This is a genomic window from Geobacillus sp. FSL W8-0026, from assembly GCF_037966255.1.
In the GTDB taxonomy this organism is placed as follows: domain Bacteria; phylum Bacillota; class Bacilli; order Bacillales; family Anoxybacillaceae; genus Geobacillus; species Geobacillus icigianus.
In genome coordinates, this window is sequence record NZ_CP150194.1 from 1732112 (window position 1) to 1750602 (window position 18491).

Annotated in this window: 13 protein-coding genes; 9 read left to right on the forward strand and 4 right to left on the reverse strand. The window is 55.1% G+C overall.

What is annotated here, in order from left to right:
- The first annotated feature begins 114 nt into the window (after positions 1 to 114).
- The 4 genes from NST29_RS08660 (at position 115) to NST29_RS08675 (ending at position 4801) form a co-directional block, all read left to right on the forward strand.
- Entirely contained in the window at positions 115 to 2481 is a 2367-nt protein-coding gene (locus tag NST29_RS08660; RefSeq protein ID WP_339232941.1) for an immune inhibitor A domain-containing protein, read from the forward strand.
- A gap of 159 nt (positions 2482 to 2640) precedes the next feature.
- Complete coding sequence (locus tag NST29_RS08665) at positions 2641 to 2886, forward strand: hypothetical protein (protein ID WP_062898637.1); 246 nt, start codon at positions 2641 to 2643, stop codon at positions 2884 to 2886.
- 208 nt (positions 2887 to 3094) lie between these two features.
- Positions 3095 to 3889, forward strand: coding sequence for a uroporphyrinogen-III synthase (locus tag NST29_RS08670; protein WP_339232943.1), 795 nt, complete (start codon positions 3095 to 3097; stop codon positions 3887 to 3889).
- Positions 3890 to 4273: 384 nt separating this feature from the next.
- Positions 4274 to 4801: a hemerythrin domain-containing protein gene (locus NST29_RS08675; protein ID WP_021322595.1), complete on the forward strand. Its 528-nt coding sequence runs from the start codon at positions 4274 to 4276 to the stop codon at positions 4799 to 4801.
- Between the two features lie 217 nt (positions 4802 to 5018).
- Here NST29_RS08675 and narI read toward each other — a convergent pair whose 3' ends face one another.
- From narI to NST29_RS08695, 4 genes are read right to left on the reverse strand one after another with little or no spacing between them, the layout of a single operon-like run.
- Positions 5019 to 5723: a respiratory nitrate reductase subunit gamma gene (gene narI, locus NST29_RS08680; RefSeq protein ID WP_339232944.1), complete on the reverse strand. Its 705-nt coding sequence runs from the start codon at positions 5721 to 5723 to the stop codon at positions 5019 to 5021.
- Entirely contained in the window at positions 5699 to 6274 is a 576-nt protein-coding gene (gene narJ, locus NST29_RS08685; protein WP_339232945.1) for a nitrate reductase molybdenum cofactor assembly chaperone, read from the reverse strand. The genes narI and narJ overlap by 25 nt, the downstream gene beginning before the upstream one ends.
- A gap of 54 nt (positions 6275 to 6328) precedes the next feature.
- Complete coding sequence (gene narH, locus NST29_RS08690; RefSeq protein ID WP_021322596.1) at positions 6329 to 7798, reverse strand: nitrate reductase subunit beta; 1470 nt, start codon at positions 7796 to 7798, stop codon at positions 6329 to 6331.
- The gene (locus tag NST29_RS08695) at positions 7788 to 11474 is read right to left on the reverse strand and encodes a nitrate reductase subunit alpha (RefSeq protein ID WP_339232947.1); all 3687 of its coding nucleotides are present in this window, start codon (positions 11472 to 11474) and stop codon (positions 7788 to 7790) included. The genes narH and NST29_RS08695 overlap by 11 nt, the downstream gene beginning before the upstream one ends.
- Before the next feature lie 171 nt (positions 11475 to 11645).
- Here NST29_RS08695 and NST29_RS08700 point away from each other — a divergent pair, with 171 nt between their 5' ends.
- The 5 genes from NST29_RS08700 to yidC all read left to right on the forward strand — a co-directional run bounded on the left by NST29_RS08700 (position 11646) and on the right by yidC (position 18442).
- On the forward strand, positions 11646 to 12149 hold the full coding sequence (locus NST29_RS08700) for a metal-dependent hydrolase (RefSeq protein WP_339232948.1): 504 nt from the start codon (positions 11646 to 11648) through the stop codon (positions 12147 to 12149).
- An 87-nt stretch (positions 12150 to 12236) separates the two neighbouring features.
- Complete coding sequence (locus tag NST29_RS08705) at positions 12237 to 12989, forward strand: alpha/beta fold hydrolase (RefSeq protein ID WP_014195917.1); 753 nt, start codon at positions 12237 to 12239, stop codon at positions 12987 to 12989.
- A 146-nt stretch (positions 12990 to 13135) separates the two neighbouring features.
- Complete coding sequence (locus NST29_RS08710; protein ID WP_339232950.1) at positions 13136 to 17296, forward strand: tetratricopeptide repeat protein; 4161 nt, start codon at positions 13136 to 13138, stop codon at positions 17294 to 17296.
- 85 nt (positions 17297 to 17381) lie between these two features.
- On the forward strand, positions 17382 to 17648 hold the full coding sequence (locus tag NST29_RS08715; RefSeq protein WP_011231313.1) for a hypothetical protein: 267 nt from the start codon (positions 17382 to 17384) through the stop codon (positions 17646 to 17648).
- Positions 17649 to 17692: 44 nt separating this feature from the next.
- Positions 17693 to 18442, forward strand: coding sequence for a membrane protein insertase YidC (gene yidC, locus NST29_RS08720; protein WP_339232952.1), 750 nt, complete (start codon positions 17693 to 17695; stop codon positions 18440 to 18442).
- Positions 18443 to 18491 lie beyond the last annotated feature (49 nt).

Here is an 18491-nt window from a genome sequence, read left to right on the forward strand (position 1 = left end):
AAAAGAACTATTTTGTTCTTGATAAAAAATACCCTTTATTTTTTTATATTATTCTATAATATTTTAATTGTATATATTTTCTATCAACCTTTTATTTGATATGGAGGGATATTTTTGAAAAAACGGTCGATTCCATCACTTGTTGCGGCGCTGTCGCTCGGCATCGGGCTGTGGGCATCTCCGGCGGAAGCGCCGAAAGCGGCTAACGCCCCCGGCATTCCAGCTGTGAAGCAAGGGGGACCGGTCGATTTTGCGATTGCCAATGAGGAAAAGCTGGCGGAAATGTTGAAACGGAGCGGAAAGCTTCGCGCTGATGCGACTCCTGCTGAGGTGGAACAAGCAGTGCGCGACTATTTGCGGCAAAAGGCGATTCATATGCCGCGGGGAAAAGGAGAATTATACGATAAAGAGGCAAAGCGCGCCGAGGCGATGCAGGACGGACAGCAGACAAATGGCGTGCTGAACGGGAAAGGGAAAAAGCTCGGACAATCGAAAACGGCTTCCGTGCCATCCGTCAAGCCGGAGCCATGGAACGGCGGCAAGCGGGTCGACCGTGTACTCGTTTTGCTCATCGAGTATCCGGACTTTCCGCATAACAACATTCAGCCAACTGAAACGGATATGTATTATAAAGATTATACACGCGAACATTATGAAGATATGATTTTCGGCGGCGATGACGGCTATTACGATGGACCGAATGGCGAGAAGCTTATCTCAGTAAAAAAATATTATGAAGAGCAATCAGGCGGCAGCTATTCCATTGAAGGAAAAGTGGCAGGCTGGTATCAGGCGAAGTATCCGGCTAAATACTATGGCGGAAATGTACCGGCGCCGGATGGCAATGACGTCAATCCACGGGCGCTTGTGCGCGAAGCGCTGGCGGCAGCCGCCCAGGATCCGACCATTGATTTGCGTGAGTTTGACCAAGAGGATCGCTACGATTTAGACGGCGACGGCAATTATCGCGAACCGGACGGTTTGATTGACCATTTAATGATCATTCACTCCAGCGTCGGAGAAGAATCGGGCGGCGGTTCGCTCGGCGGCGATGCCATTTGGTCGCACCGCTGGAATTTAGGATCGGTGTACCGCATTCCGAATACGACGACGGATGTGCCGTATTGGCGCGGCCAACTGGCGGCTTACGATTATACGATTGAGCCGGCTGACGGGGCGGCAGGAGTGTTTGCTCACGAATACGGCCACGATTTAGGGCTGCCGGATGAATACGATACGATTTACTCCGGTCTGGGCGAGCCAGTTGCCTATTGGTCGATTATGTCAAGCGGAAGTTGGGCGGGACGCATTCCGGGCACCGAGCCGACCGGCTTCAGCGCCTGGGCGAAACAGTTTTTGCAGTCGACCATGCCCGGCAGCAACTGGCTGAGCGGAACGACCGTTGAGTGGAACGAAGTAACGCCAAACGGTGTTGAAGTCGTGCTCGATGAAGCGAACACGAAAGGGACGAACAACGATGCCGTGCGCATCAACTTGCCGGACAAAGAAACGGTCATCACGACCCCGCCAAGCGGTGCGTATGCCTATTTCTCCGGCAGTGGAAACAACTTAGATCATACGATGTCAACGACGATCGATTTGACGAGAGCGTCCAAGGCGACGCTGGCATTTGATACATGGTATGCGATTGAGAAAGACTGGGATTATGGGGCGGTAGAAGTAAAACCGCATGGCAGCAACGAATGGACAACAATTCAAGGAAACATTACGACGACCAACAATCCGTACGGGCAAAACCCGGGCAACGGCATTACCGGTACGTCAAACGGCTGGGTGAAGGCGGAATTTGACTTGTCGGCCTATGCAGGACAAACGATTGACCTTCGCTTCCATTATATCACTGATGTAGCGGTGTCGGAAGCTGGCTGGTATGTTGACAACATTCAAGTGACGGCAGATGGAACAATCGCGCTCACAGACGACGCAGAGGGCGACAGCGCTTTCGCGTTGGACGGTTTTGCGAAAAGCGACGGCATCGCGCGCTCGAAGCATTATTATTTGCTTGAATGGCGCAACCACCGCGGCGTCGATGAAGGGCTCGCCCATATTTTGCGCGGCGACCGGCTTCTTTCGTACGATCCAGGGCTTGTCGTCTGGTATGTGGATGAAGGCTATGACAACAACTGGACGGGCGTCCATCCGGGCGAAGGGTTTCTTGGCGTTGTGGATGCCGACCAGCATACGTTAAAATGGTCGGGCAATACGACAGCGTCGACTCGCTATCAAGTGCACGATGCGGCGTTCAGCCTGCAAAAAGGAGCCCCATTCCGCGTGGCAATCAATGGCTCACAGCTGATCGACAACGATACATCGCCGACGCCGGTGTTTGACGACAGCCGGTCGTATGACAATAAAGGGGCCGTCGACGCCGGCCGGAACGTGCCCAACTATGGCCTAAAAATCCGCGTCATCGGTGAAAGCGCTGACCGCACGGCAGCGCGTGTGTTGATCCACCGCTGACCACCTCCAAAGGCGCACGGAACATTTCCGTGCGCTGAACATTTATCGACACGGTTTGTCATCCCTTCGTCGAATTTGTTGATTTTTCTTTCCCCCTTTTTTCCGCTTTTTCCGTTTATAATCATAAGTAGGATCGGATGAGAAGGGGGAACAATCAGAATGGAATGGTATGAACAGCTGTCGGCGTGGATTGCCGAGAAGCAGCCGGTGCGTGTAAAAACCTATCAAGGGGAAGCGGTCGTGCTGCCGGTCAAGCTGTATCAGGACACGCGCAAACTGTTTGTTTACAACCGGCAAATGCGTCTAATGGACATTCCGTTGGACCGGATCATTTCCGTCGAGCCGACGCGCATCATCGGTTCCTTTGACCGTCGGGGAGAAGAGGCCATGGTACATACTCGTTGAACGGAGGGCACGCGTCTTTGGGCGCGTGTTTTTTGATGGTGGTCGGCTGTTTCTGCCTGCGGTCTGTTCTGTTGCGCTGGGCTCTATACCCAATGAAGGCGGCATTCGCGTTGCGATGTGCCAGGGAGCGGAATGGTTTTTGTTGCATAGGCAAAGACCATCTTTTAGAATGGAAAGGACGAACGACTGACCATAAGGGGGAAGGGACATGCATGGCAAACGGATTGCCTTGTGCGCGTCACGCAAACTGGACGAAATGACAACGCTTATTGAAAAGCAAGGAGGAACGGCCATCATTCGTCCGGCGCAAGGGACCGTCTTTTCAAAGGGAAGCGAACTGGGAGAGGAAATGCGAACCGTCATCGCCATGCGGCCGGACTGGATCGTATTTACGACGGGAATCGGCTTTGAGGCGCTGTTGGAAGCGGCCGACCGGGAGGGAATGGCTGCCCAATGGCATCGAACGATCAAGGAAGCGAACGTGGCTGCCCGCGGCTATAAAACGGTGACGGCGTTGAAACAAATCGGCGTCACCCCGGTGGCCGCAAGCGAGGACGGGACGACGAAAGGGTTGATTGCTGCTCTTTATGGGCACGACTTTGCGGAAAAAAACGTTGTTGTACAGCTGTACGGCGATACCGCGCCAGCCTTGAAGCAGTTTTTTCTTGAACAAGGCGCTTTGTATACGGAATTGTTGCCATACCGGCATATCGCTCCGGATGAGGAGACACTGGCGACATTGTATAAAGAAATCGTCGGGCGCGAAGTCGATGCCGTCTGTTTTACATCGGCGATGCAAGTCCGCTTTTTCTTTTCGTTCGCCCGCGAGAAAAAAGAGATCGCACCGCTGCTTGACGCGTTTCGCACCGATGTCGTGGCCTGCGCCGTTGGCAAAGTGACAAAAGAAGCATTGGAAGAAGAGGGAGTCGATCGCGTCATCACCCCGGAACATGAGCGGATGGGAGCGATGATTGTGACGCTTGCCCGTTATTTTCAACAATAAGCCCTGTTGAGGGTTGTTTTATATCAATTGTCCAACCTGCTATATAAGAGATCATCTTTTTGTTAAATGTTTTATATTATGTGTTTCATCAAAAATGCTAAACTGTTTATTTTTGTCACAGTTTTTCGAACATTTTCCGCTTATAATAAAACTGGGTATGTATTTTTCATATGAAAGGGCGGGGCGAGCATGAAACGAAGCTCATTCCAGCAGATGGCGAGCACGGTTCGGCGGGGATTTGCTACGGCGCGTCGCTCATGGGGGCGAGCGTGCTGTTTTTTTTTGCGCTTGCCTGTCGGCGGTGTGATATGACTCACAACGATGGAGATGCTGCACACAGTATAATGGAAACAACGGACGGATCATAAAAAGGAGGAATTGATGATGCATTCATTTTGCCATATGGGCGGCCCTGAAGGGGTGAAATTATGCGCCGGTCTGGCGCAATTAAAACAAGAACACGGCCCGCTGCGCGCTCAAATGGAGCAGCTGCTTGCCGCAGCGGAGGCGATCGGCCGCGGGGAAAATGACCGCAACTGGCGTGAGCCGCTCGCTGATTTGAGAGAAAAAGTTGAATCGTTCGTCGCCGCCCTAGATCCGCATTCGGAGCGGGAAGAAGGCGTATTGTTCCCAATGATGGCTCGGTACATCGGGCGGACGACCGGCCCTATCGCCGTTATGGAATACGAACACGAACAGGCGAAAACGCGCCTTTCCATGTTTTTAGAAAAGACCGCCCAGCTGCCGGAGAACATCGACAGCAGGCAGGCGTTGACGCTTGCCGGCGCGGTGATTGAGGCGTATCATATTTTGGATGAGCACTTCATGAAAGAGGAGAACGTGCTCTTCCCGATGGCCGAGCAGTTGTTGTCCGATGCGGAGAAAGAGGAGCTGTTTGCGCGCATTAACTAAGTAACAAATGGAAAACAGGATGCCCCAAACGACGGGCATCCTGTTTTTTATTATTGGTTCATTTGTTGGCAGGTTGTTATGCGATCGTTAGGGTATGCGGAAGCGCACGTTGTTTCGTTCCCGCCGCCGTTAAAGTTGACAGGCCGGCTGTTAGGCAATCGGTTTGCCCCCTCCGCCTGTTCAGTTTAGGGTTCCTGATGTGACGCCCGCCGCTCGCTTACTTGGCGCGGTTGACCGGCTCTGCTTGTTTTGGCATTCGCTTTCGATAGACGACGTAGCTGCGCTGCAAGTAGCGGAGCGGGAAGCTGAATACGTGAACGAGACGGGTGAACGGCCAGACGGCGAACAAACCGAATGCAGCGAGAATATGAATCTGAAACCAAAGCGGCACCGCTTCCATATAAGCTGGGTTCGGACGGAACGTAAGAAGGCCGCGAAACCACGGGCCGATTGTCGTCCGGTAATCAAACCCGCGCGAATCGATGTTCAGAAACGTCGATGACAACCCGCTGGCGATCACGACAAGCAAAAATCCGAGCGCGACCCAGTCGCCGGTGCTGCTTGTCACCCGTACGCGCTTGACCGTCAAGCGGCGGCGAAAAAGGATCACGAAACCAACGAAGGCCGCCAAACCAGCGGGAATGCCGCCCGCCAAGGCGATGACGTGGTACATCTCCTCCGTAACGCCTAACGCCGTGTAAAACGGTTCCGGAATGAGAATGCCCATCACGTGGCCGACAAACACGAACAAAATGCCCCAGTGAAAGAGAAGGCTTCCAAGGCGCAACTGCCGTTTTTCGAGCAGTTCGCTTGATTTGGATGTCCAGCCAAACTGGTCGCGCTGGTAGCGCCAAATATGGCCGGCGATAAAGAGCACAAGCGACAAATAAGGAACGATCACCCAGAGAAATTGGCTAACCATGCCGTTGCACCTCCTTTCGGGAGCGGCGTCACGCCGAGTTGAGTGAATGTGTGATTGAGCGCGTCAAACAGCTGTGCATACGGGCTGCCTGCCGCTGCCAGCCGGTCGCCGATTTCGCGGATATGGCCGGCATAATCGGCGAGCAAGGCGGTCGTATGCTCTTGATCTGCATAGGCCATCCATTCAAGCATGAGCGGCAAGTAGTCGGGCAGCTCGTGATCGGAGACGGCGAATCCGGCCGCCTCGTAGCGCGCTTTTAAGGCAACGAGTTCGATTCCGCGCTCCCGCTGCTCGCCGTTTGTCATATACGTCAAGTACAAATTCGTTTTTTTGCCGAAATCAAATGTTTCGACATATTGCTCCATCCGCTCTCGAGCCGGGGTGACCGCGAGCTGTTCGGCCACTGCCAAAAGCGGCGCGCGGACGGTTTCATCGTCAAGCGAGCGGATGGCGTCTAGGCAGTCAGGAAGCGATTCGGCCCACTGTTCGTCCGGGTAAGACAACAAATACGATACACATAGAAAGACCGTTTGTTGTTGTTCGCTGTTCATCGTAAATCCTCCATTTCATTATTGAAGGGGGCGGGGCTCGCCTTCTTTCTCCTTTTACAGCGTGCCGCAAGCGCCCGGGCCGCCGGCAAATGCAAGCCCGCAGCTGCCTTGTTCGGCGTAGAGGTCAGCGACTTCTTCGCGGTGCGATGCTGGAATGACGAAGCGGTCTTCGTATTTGGCAATCGCGAGCAAACGGTACATCTCTTCAATGTCTTCACGGCTTAAGCCGAGCGATTCAATGAGGCGGATGTCCGGCTGTTTGTTCGTTTGTTTCGCCCGCATGTATGAGCGCATGGCCGCCATTTTTTTCAATGTCGTGCGGATGTGCGCCGTATCGCCCGCCGTCAGCAAATTCGCCAAATATTCGATCGGAATGCGCATTTCATCAATGGCCGGGAAGATGTCATCGGCGCTCGCTTGGCTTCCTTTTCCTTCGATCGTATTCATGATCGGGCTCAGCGGCGGAATGTACCATACCATTGGCAGCGTCCGGTATTCCGGATGCAGCGGCAAAGCGATTTTCCAGTTGACGATCATTTTGTAAATCGGCGAGCGCTGCGCCGCGGCGATCCATTCGTCCGGGATGCCGGCTTCTTTCGCGGCGGCGGCGACGGCTGGATCGTTTGGATCAAGGAAAATATCAAGCTGGGCGTGGTACAGCTGTTTCTCATCTGTGACGCTCGCCGCTTCTTTCACTTTGTCAGCGTCATACAGCATCACACCGATGTAACGGATGCGGCCGACGCACGTTTCCGAACAAATCGTCGGCATGCCGGCTTCGATGCGCGGGAAGCAGAGCGTGCATTTTTCCGCTTTGTTCGTTTGCCAGTTGAAATACACTTTTTTGTACGGACAGCTTGTGACGCAATACCGCCAAGCGCGGCAGGCGTTTTGGTCGACGAGGACGATGCCGTCCTCGTCGCGTTTGTACATGGCGCCTGACGGGCAGCTCGATACGCATGACGGATTGAGGCAATGCTCGCAAATGCGCGGCAAGTACATCATAAAGACATTCTCAAATTCCGCTTGGATCGCCTGCTCCATTTTGACAACGTTCGGATCACGCAAACCGGTGATATGGGCGCCGGCCAGATCGTCTTCCCAGTTCGGCCCCCATGACAGCTCCATCCATTCGCCGGTGATGCTTGATTTCGGCCGCGCCACTGGCTGGTATTGTTTTAGCGGGCTGTTCGTCAACGTTTCATAGTCGTAATTCCACGGTTCGTAGTAATCGTCGATCGTAGGCTGGTACGGATTGTAGAACAAGTTGACGAGCCGCATCGCTTTCGAGCCGGATTTGAGCCGCAGTTCGCCGTTTTTCAACTCCCAGCCGCCTCTATACTTCTCTTGGTTTTCCCATTGTTTCGGATAGCCGATTCCGGGTTTCGTTTCAACGTTGTTAAAGTACATGTATTCAGCGCCGGGGCGGTTCGTCCATGTGTTTTTGCACGTGACGCTGCACGTATGGCAGCCGATGCATTTGTCCAAATTCATCACCATGCCGACTTGCGCTTTAATCTTCAAGCCAATCAACCTCCTCGAGTTTGCGGATGACGACGTACAGGTCGCGTTGGTTGCCCGTCGGTCCGTAATAGTTGAATCCGTAGCTTAACTGTGCATATCCGCCGATCATATGCGTCGGCTTTACGTGGATGCGCGTCGGGCTGTTGTGCGTGCCGCCGCGGTTGTTTGTCAGCTTCGTGCCCGGCACGTTAATATGGCGGTCTTGCGCGTGGTGCATAAACGCCATGCCGCGCGGCAGCCGGTGGGAGACGACGGCGCGGGCGACGACGACGCCGTTTTCGTTGAAACATTCGATCCAGTCGTTGTCGTTGATGCCGGCTTCGGCCGCATCATCTTTGTTCATCCACACGGTCGGCCCGCCGCGGAAAAGCGTCAACATCGGCAAGGAGTCGAAATACATGCTGTGGATCGACCATTTGTTATGCGGCGTCAAATAGTTCAAGATGACTTCCTTTCCGTTTTCTTTCGGGCGTTTGTTTGAAAACGGACGGTGCGGCAACACCGGCTTGAACGTCGCCATCGTTTCGCCAAACTCGCGCATCAGTTCATGATCGATGTAAAACGACTGCCGGCCGGTCAACGTCCGCCACGGGATGAGCCGTTCGACGTTCGTCGTAAACGGCGAGTAGCGCCGCCCGCCTTTTTCAGAGCCGCTGAACGCCGGCGAGGTGATGACCGTTTTCGGCTGGGCGGTGATTTGTTCAAACGTAAAGCATTCTTCCTCGCGTTCTTTCGCTAAATCGGCCAATTTCAAATCCGTCTTTTTCTCAAGCGCCTCCCACGCTTTCACCGCCATTTTGCCGTTTGTAGTTGATGACAGCGTCAAAATCGCTTCAGCCGCTTTTTTCGCTTCGCTGATATCCGGGCAGCCGTCGGCGATGGAAGCGCGCCGGACAGTGCCGAGCCGGCGTTTCAACTGTTCATACTCGTCTTTCGCTGACCAGGCAATCCCTTTTGTGCCGATCGGCTGGCGGGCGACGTTCGGACCCAGGGCGGTCATTTGATCGTAAATGAGCGTATAGTCGCGCTCGATGACATGAATGTTCGGCATCGTTTTGCCCGGAATCGGTTCAGTTTCGCCTTTGCTCCAGTCTTTCACTTCACCGAACGGCTGCGCCAGCTCTTGCGCCGTATCGTGCAACAGCGGAGTGGCGACGACTTCTTTCATCGGCTTTAAGCCGGCTTGTTTGGCGACATCAGATACGGCTTTCGCAAGTGATTTGAAAATATCCCAGTCCGAGCGCGCTTCCCAGAGCGGAGGCACGGCTGGATTGAACGGATGGATGAACGGATGCATATCCGTGCTGCTTAAGTCATGTTTTTCATACCATGTCGCTGCCGGCAGGACGACATCGGAGTAGAGCGCTGTGCCGGCCATGCGGAAGTCCAAGTTGACAAGCAGATCGAGCTTGCCTTCCGGCGCTTCATCGCGCCAGCGGATTTCTTCCGGGCGCAGGCTGTCGCGGTCATCGTTTAACAAGCCGTTCGTCGTGCCAAGCAAATGTTTTAAGAAGTATTCGTGCCCTTTGCCGGAGCTTGAGATTAAGTTGGCGCGCCAGACGATCAAGTTGCGCGGAAAATTCGCCTCGTTGTCCGGATCTTCGATCGCAAACTGCAATTCTTTCTTTTTCAGCTGTTTCGCGACGTAGGCGCCGATCTCTTCCGGCGTGCGGGCTCCATGGCTTACTGCTTCGTTATACAGCTCGATGCCGTTTTTGTTAAACGTCGGGTACGACGGCAGCCAGCCAAGCCGCGCGGCCAAGACGTTGTAATCGCCAGGGTGTGAATAGCGCGCTTTTTTGGCCAGCGGTGAGATGAGCTCATCGACCGGCCGCTCTTCATAGCGCCATTGGTCGGTCGCAAAGTAAAAGAATGACGTGCCGTTTTGCAATTTCGCTGGTCCGACCCAGTCGCGGGCGGTGGCGATTGTCTGCCATCCTTCCACCGGCCGCAGCTTTTCCTGCCCGACGTAATGGGCCCAACCGCCGCCATTCACCCCTTGGGCGCCGACGAACAAGACAAGGTTCAAGACGGCGCGGTAAATCGTATCGGAGTTGAACCAATGGTTGATCCCGGCGCCGACGATGATCATCGACCGGCCGTTTGTGTCGATCGCGTTGTCGGCAAACTCACGGGCGATTTTCACGACGAGTTCGCGGTCGACGCCGGTGATCGCTTCTTGCCATGCTGGCGTGAATGGCACCTCGTCATCGTACGAGCGGGCGACTGTGCCGCCGATGCCGCGGTCAATGCCGTAGTTGGCCAAAATCAAATCATAGACGGTCGTGACGTAAACGTCTCCTGTTACGGTTTGCACTTTTTTCACTGGAACCGCGCGTTCGATCGTTTTTCCGCCCTCAGCGGTGAAATATGGAAGCTGGATCGAGATGACTTCATCTTCGCTCCCTAAAAACGACAGGCGTGGCTCAAGCGGCTGTTCTGTTTCCTCATCAACAAGACGCAAGTTCCATTTTCCTTTGTCTTCCCAGCGAGCGCCGATCGTTCCATTCGGCACGACAAACGAGTCGGTGTTTTCATCATAGATGACCGGCTTCCATTCGGCATTGTTCGTTTGTTTGCCAAGGTCTTTCGCCAACAAGAAGCGGCCGGCCGTCCATGTGCCGCCGTTTTGTTTTAAGGTGACGACAAACGGAAAATCGGTGTACGTTTTGGCATATCGTTCAAAATATGGAACGGTCCGTTTGACGTAATATTCGTTTAAAATAACATGTCCCATCGCCATCGCCAAGGCGCCGTCCGTCCCTTGCTTCACCGACAGCCAGTCGTCGGCGAATTTTGTCGACTCGGCGTAATCTGGGCTGACGGAGACGACTTTCGTGCCGCGGTAGCGCACTTCGGCTAAAAAGTGAGCGTCCGGAGTCCGGGTGAGCGGGACGTTCGAGCCCCAGGTGATGATGTAGCCGGCGTTGTACCAGTCGCTTGACTCCGGCACGTCCGTTTGGTCGCCCCAAATTTGCGGCGACGCCGGCGGCAAGTCGGCGTACCAATCATAGAAGCTTAACATCGGCCCGCCCATCAGCTGCATGAAGCGCGATCCGGCGGCATGGCTGACCATCGACATGGCTGGAATCGGGGAGAAGCCGACGTTGCGGTCCGGGCCGTATTTGACGACCGTATACAATAAAGAAGCGGCGACAAGCGTCAATGCTTCATCCCAGCTGACGCGCACGAATCCGCCCTTCCCGCGCGCCTGTTTGTAGCGCTTCGCTTTTTCGCGGTCTTCAACGATGCTTTTCCACGCCTCAAGCGGGTTGTTTGGATGATGGGAGAGCGCCTCGCGCCACATGTCAAGCAAGATGCCGCGGACATACGGGTATTTGACGCGCAGCGGGCTGTACATATACCATGAGAAGCTCGCGCCGCGCGGGCAGCCGCGCGGTTCAAAGTCCGGCATATCCGGCCCGGTCGACGGATAGTCGAGCTGCTGTCCTTCCCAGGTGACGATGCCGTTTTTGACGTAAATGTTCCAGCTGCACGACCCCGTGCAGTTGACGCCATGGGTCGAGCGGACGACTTTGTCGTGCTGCCAGCGGCGACGGTATGCATCTTCCCAGGCGCGGTCGCCGTAGGTTGTTTCGCTATGGCCGTCGGCTTGGCGCTCGATCGGCCGAATATATTTGAAACGGTTGGTGAGCGGAGATCGTTTTCGTTTCATTTGCTTCACTCCTTATTAGCGTTGTGTACTTTTAACTATAGCCATGATGTCAATAACGCGATGTTAACTTTGTCACACTTGGCATCATTGTCACAAATCCGTCAAAAAAACGAACGAATATTCTTTTCTGTGGTATAATGGGGAAAACGATAAAAGTTTGAGGGGATTTCGTTGCGATACTCCAGCCATGTCATTGCCACATTATGCCTCGGCGCGGCGGCGGCCGCGCATACAAAGCTGCCGTTTACCGCCGCCTATACGGCGGGGCTTGTCATCGGCAGCCTTCTTCCTGACATTGACGAGCCGTCGTCATACGTCGGCCGCCGTTCGTTCGGCGTCGCGGGGAAAGTAAAAGAAGCGTTCGGCCATCGCGGCATGACGCATTCGCTCATCGTCTGGGGGGTGCTTGCCGCCCTCGTCTGGCGCGACTCGGCGTCGCCGTTTACCGCTGGGCTCGTGCTCGGCTACTTGTTTCATATTGTGGAAGACTTTTTTTCTGTTCAAGGGGTGCCGCTGTTTTGGCCGTTTTCGTCCAAGCGGTGGAAAGTGCCGCTCTATCGGACGGGAAAAGGGATGGAGAAAGCATTGGTTGGCATCGCTTGGATCGCATTCGTCTATTTTGGCGTCAACGGCTTGTTTCACGAATGGTGGTGGTCATGGTTGTCGATGTGGTAACGGCGTCCGATCAAAAAAAGGAAAAAAGAGGTGCGGCGGCGAATATAGTGAGAGGAACGGATTTGACTAGATAAGGGGGAGAGGAAGATGAGCGAACAATATCCGGTGCTCTCGGGCGCCGAGCCGTTTTACGCCGAAAACGGGCCGGTCGGGGTGCTGCTCGTGCACGGATTCACCGGCACGCCCCACAGCATGCGCCCGCTCGCTGAAGCGTATGCGAAAGCCGGCTATACCGTTTGCCTGCCGCGCTTAAAAGGGCACGGAACGCATTACGAAGACATGGAACGGACGACGTTCCACGATTGGGTCGCCTCGGTCGAAGAAGGATATGGATGGCTGAAACAACGATGCCAAACCATTTTTGTCACCGGGCTGTCGATGGGCGGGACGCTCACGCTTTATTTGGCGGAACATCACCCAGACATCTGCGGCATCGTGCCGATTAACGCCGCTGTCGACATCCCGGCCATCGCCGCCGGGATGACGGGCGGGGGCGAGCTGCCGAGGTATCTGGATTCGATCGGTTCGGACTTGAAAAACCCGGATGTGAAAGAGCTGGCATACGAGAAAACGCCGACCGCTTCGCTTCTTCAGCTGGCTAGGCTGATGGCACAGACAAAAGCGAAACTCGATCGCATCGTCTGTCCGGCGTTGATTTTTGTCTCCGACGAAGATCACGTCGTGCCGCCGGGAAACGCTGACATCATCTTTCAAGGCATTTCATCGACGGAGAAAGAGATCGTCCGCCTCCGAAACAGCTACCATGTGGCGACGCTCGATTACGACCAACCGATGATTATTGAACGGTCTCTCGAATTTTTCGCCAAGCACGCCGGATAAAACGAATCGGTATATGGCTGATCCTGTTCAAAGGAGAGGCCATTTTTTGTTTGTCGGTATTTTTGTGAAAAAAATATGTGGCTGTTTTGCCGGGCTTGTTCTACACTTAATAAATAGCTAGAAAAAGAATAAGGGAGTTTCTTTGTATGAATCATATCAAACCGATCGCATTGCTCGTTGAAGAAAAACGAATCGTGGATGCCCTTGCCCAGGTGCGGCCGCATTTAGAAAACATGGGATTGTTTCAATGGCGGCCGCTCATGGCTTCGTGGGACGAGATCGAACCGTTTCGGACGCTTGTCCGCCTGTTCGACTACGCGCTTATGTACCGGCATAGCGGGCTTGTCGCCCGGTACGCCCACCGGAAGTTCAACACGCTGCAGACGCTTGCGTGGTTGTGCGACGAATGGCTCGATCAACGCCGGCCGCTCGATGTGGAAGAGGCGCTCACTCCGCGCCTGACCGCCGCGCTCGAAGGCCGGGTGGAGGAGCCGAGGGAAGCGATCGCCCGGGCGGCGTTTGCGTTGGTGCGCGCTTTATTGGATATGCAGCGGATCGATGAGGCGCACGAATGGATGGATGTGGTTGCCCGCTATGAGACGGCGCCGATGCATGACAAGTGGGGCTATTTTTATATCGAGACCGGCGACCGGAAGCGCGCCGAACAGGTGATTCGCGCCGGTCTCGACGACTCGGAGCGCGGCGATATGTGCTATTTGCTTCTTGCCGATTTGTATGCGCTCGATGGCCGCCACCGCGAGGCGCTTGCCGTTTTGGAAGAAGGAAAGCAGCGTTTTCCGCAAGTGTTAGCGTTTTACGCTGAGCGCGTGCGCCGCCTGCGCGATGTGCGCGCCTACCGCGAGGCGCTCGCGGCGATGGAGGAGCTTGACCGCCTGAATCCGCTTCATATGCATCGCCGTTATTTCGCCCATTTGCGCGCCGAACTGTATTACCAGCTTGACGAATGGGAGAAGCTTGAATCGCTTGTGAAAGCGGAGCCGCAGCTTGAAAAAACGCCGTACGCCCGAGCGCTTGGGCGGCAAAGGAAACGGTCGGTGGTGCTGCCGCTTGTGCCGGTCGTGCAAAAGCATAACTATTGCGTGCCGGCAAGTTTGGAAATGATGCTTCGATTGCTTGGCTCCCCCCGTACGCAGGATGAAGTGGCCCAACATATTTTTGATGTGCGCGGATCGAAATTGTCGACGACGGTTCATTATTTGGAAGAGCTTGGCTTTGTTTGCCGCTTTTTCGTCGGCTCGCCGCTTCGTTGGAAGCGGCTGATTGATGAGGGCGTTCCGGTGCTGTTAAGCGTCGATTATGAACAGTCATCGCACGTGCAGGTGTTGTTTGGCTATGACGAGCGGCTTGGGGCGTTGTACGTGCAAGACCCGAATCTATTTGATCCGTTTGTTGTTTCCGAGGACGAGCTTGCCAAATGGTATGCAGGGACGCATTATTTGTCGATTGTGGCGCTTCCCCGGGAAAAAGCGGCGCTCGCCGCCGAGCTCCCCGAAGAGGAAGACCGCTATTTCCGCGAATTGCATGCGTTGGCCGAAAAGATGGATGAGGACGAGCAGGCGCATTTCGACGCGTTTGTCGCCTTTTTGCGCAAGCATGAGCACATCCCGTACACATGGCTGTATGTCATGAAGCATTTTAGCAGCGATGAGGCGAAGCCGCTTGTGTTTGATTACACCAGGCGCGTCTTGAGCGAGTATCCCGAACATAACGACTTGCTGCTGATGGCGGCGAAAGCGTATGTCTACACGCAAGAAATGGAGAAGGCTGAAGACGTGCTCAAACGGGTGAAAGGAAAGGCACAAAGCCCGCTCTACCATTATTTGCGCGGCCGAATCGCCTTTTTTGCCAGCCGCTACGAAGAGGCGGCTCGCTATTTTCGCACCTCGCTCCAGTTGGACCCAGATCAGCCGGAAGTGTGGAGCTATTTCGGACTCGCCTCGGCGTACGCCGGTCATATCGAAAAAGGGCTCATCTCTTCGCGCGTAGCGGTCAGCTTATATCCGGGCGATTTGTTTATCGAAACGAACCATGGTGTGCTGTTGTTCCACGCGAAGCGGTTTGCCGAAGCGCGCGCCTGGTTTGATCGTCTTGTGCGCCGCGAACGGCGGGATGCCCAGCTTTGGTATGAGCGGGCCCGCTGCGATCGGGAGCTCGGCCGCCGGCGCAAGGCGGAACGCGGCTTTTGCGTCGCCAAAGCGCTCGACCCGCAGGAACCGTACCCGTATTTGATGTTGGCTGACTTGTATGATGACGACGGTGATCGGGAAAAAGCGAAAGCGGTGTTGGAAGAGGGATTGGCCGCCGCCTGGCGGTTGGCGCCGCTTTACGTCCGCCTTGGCGATCTCTATATGGAGGAAGGAGAGGCGGAACAAGCGGTTTCGTGCTACGAAGAGGCGATCCGTCATGACCGCGATGACGTGTTCGCCCATCTCGGCTTGGCGGCCGCCCTTGCAGAACGCGGGGATATGGATGAAGCGCGTCGATATGTGATCGAGCAGCGCGCCCGTTTTGCCGCCAACAGCGAATATTGGCTGAACGCGGGAAGATGGCTTGTCGCCCATGGGTTCGCCGACGAGGAGGAAGGACGCGAGACGGCGCTGTCGTGGTTGGAAGAAGGGTTGCGTCTGGCTGAGTTTGAGGCGGAAGAAGCGTACGAGTTTTACCTTGATCAGCTGGCAACGCCGTCTTTAGAGGAACGCGGCCGGGCGTTTTTAGAACAGCTTGTCTCAGCTCGCCCGACACTCGTTTCGGCCCATTCCGCTCTCGGCGCCCTTTATGAACGGCAAGGACGGCCGTCGAAGGCTATGGATTTGTACCGCGAAGCTGCCGCCATGGGCCATGCGCTTTCCCGCTTTCGGCTCGCGGAGCTGTGCGCCTCACTTGGACGCCACGAAGAGGCGAAACAACAGTATGAGGCTTGTCTCAAAGCCGATCCATCGTTTGTCCTTTGCCATTTTCGCTTAGCTGCGCTCTATGAGGCAGAAGGAAACGAAGAGCGGCAGCATACGCATTTGCTTCAGGCGGTCCGCCTTGCCCCGAAGCGTGTCGATATGGAGCAGCTTGCCGCGATTGCGGAGCCTTCCGCGCTTCTCCGCGCGTTGGCTGATGCCCGTCCGCATGCAGGGGAGGCGTGGTATTACGACAGTCTTGGATATGTCTATGGAGCGCTCGGACGCCGCGATCAAGAAAAGGCGGCGGTCGAGAAGGCGCTTGCTCTTGACCCGGATCACAGTGAAGTGCTTCGTCATTACGCGAATGTGCTTAGCCGGGAAGGACGCACGAAAGAGGCAATCAAGCTGCTCGAGCGGTTGATGGTGCGCCATCCCGACGATGAATCGTTGTATTCGGCATATGTCGCCTTATTCCCGAAAACGATGCGCGGCTTAGGGAAGCTGCGCCACCGGCTGGAGCGGCTGAAGATCGGCCGTGAGGCGAAAAGCGTTGTTTATCGGAATGCGGCCGCCGCTCTCCTTCCGTATTTGGAAGAGGAACAGAACGAAAGCGACGAGCCGGTGCGGTGGTGGACAAAAGCGAAAGAATGGATGGGCAGGTTTTCCTTGTTTTCGATCGTCATTGATTTGTATGAGGAGGCGATTCGCCTCAATCGCAGCGATGCGGAAGCCTATGGGCAGCTCGCCCGCCTCTATGCGGCGATCGAGCTGGAGGACGATGCCATCAAAACGTGGCGCCGAGCGCTCGCCCGCGTTTGGGATCCTTCATTGGCGCGTGAATTCGTCGAACACTTGTTGAAGGCCGACGATGAGAAGAAGCGCCAAGAAGCCAAGCGGTGGCTTGAACGGCTAGTGGCTGATGACCCGGACGATGTCGAACTGCGCGTGTTGCAGGCGGTCGTTTGGCTTCAAGAAGGGCAGCACGAGAAAGCCGAGCGGCAGCTGGAGGCGATCGTGGCGGAAGAACCGCTCGCCCGTGAGGCGCTCATGTTGCTTGGCGAACAGTATATGGAAACGGGCCGCTATCAGGAAGCGGCGGCGCTTTGGGAGCGCTACGCCGATTGGTATCCTGAGGATGAAGAGCTGAATATGCAGCTCGCGGCTGCTTATGAAGCGGCAGGGCACATTGAGCGGGCGTTGGCTGCCATTGAACGGTGCGTCCATATGGCCAAAGATGCTCGACTTCGCTACGAACGAGCCCGCTGTCTCGCGCTGCTTGGACGCTTCGATGAGGCGAAGCAAGAGCTTGAGGCGGCATTTTCGGCTGATGAAAGCGGAGAGCTCGCCATGTTGGCGGCTGACGAGCCGGCATTTCACCGCTTGGAGCGGATGTGATCAATTGTTGCTTTTCTTTTGATGGAAAGTTTGCTATTGTATGAGAAGAGAAGATGGACGGGGCAAAAGGGGGTGGACGGGACGCATGGAAGCGCCTATTGATTTGCTTGTGTATATGTCGCTTGTCGGCGCGTTATGGATCATCATGAAAGGGTATATGGGCGCACATCGGACAGCGAAATCATTGTTTTACGAGCCGGCGTTGGCCTCGGTTCGCGAGCGGGAGGCGGGAGGAGGCGCCGAACGAGCGGCGCTTCCATGGCGCCCGCTGTTTTTGCCGCAGCGGCGGAAAATTCCCGTTCGGGAACGGACAAGCCGAACGGATGAGGATGGAAGGCCCTTTCCTTTATGATGAAACGGCATGATTTTGCAACATGATAGTAAGGAGGGCTTTTCATGAAAAAATGGGTATTGGTGCTGCTTGGTGCAGTCTTGCTTCTTTCCGGCTGCAACCGCAACGAACCGATCGACGAACATAGCCAAGGCATTTGGAACCATTATTTTGTCTATCCAATGTCGAAGCTTCTTTTGACGCTTGGGCACTGGTTTGGCGACAATTACGGCATCGCCATTATCGTGCTGACGCTCATCGTCCGCTTTTGCTTGCTGCCGCTCATTTTGAAGCAGTTCCGCGCATCGATCGCCATGCAAAAACTGCGCCCGGAGCTTATGAAGCTGCAAGAAAAATATAAAAGCAAAGACCCGGAAACGCAGCGCAAGCTCCAGCAAGAAATGATGCAGCTGTACCAAAAGCACGGCGTCAATCCGGCGAGCGGCTGCCTGCCGGTGTTAATTCAAATGCCGATTTTTATGGCGCTTTATTACGCGATTTCGCGGACGCAAGAAATTAAAACCCACTCGTTCCTATGGGTCGAGCTTGGCCACCGCGATCCGTATTTCATTTTGCCCGTTTTGGCGGCGTTGACGACGTTCATCTCGCTCCGCCTCTCGCCGTCGATGGCCGAAGAACAAATGCCGCAAATGGCGATGATGTCGTACATCATGCCGGTCATGATCTTTATCGGCGCCAGCTCCGTCCCATCGGCGCTGTCGCTCTATTGGGTTGTCGGCGGTTGCTTCTCGATCATCCAGTCGCTCATTTTGCGCAGTCAGCTGAAAGCGGCGAAAGCGGCGGAAAATAGCTGACGGATCAGTGAAAATCCCGCGCCTGCTTCAAGCAGGCGCGGGATTTTCG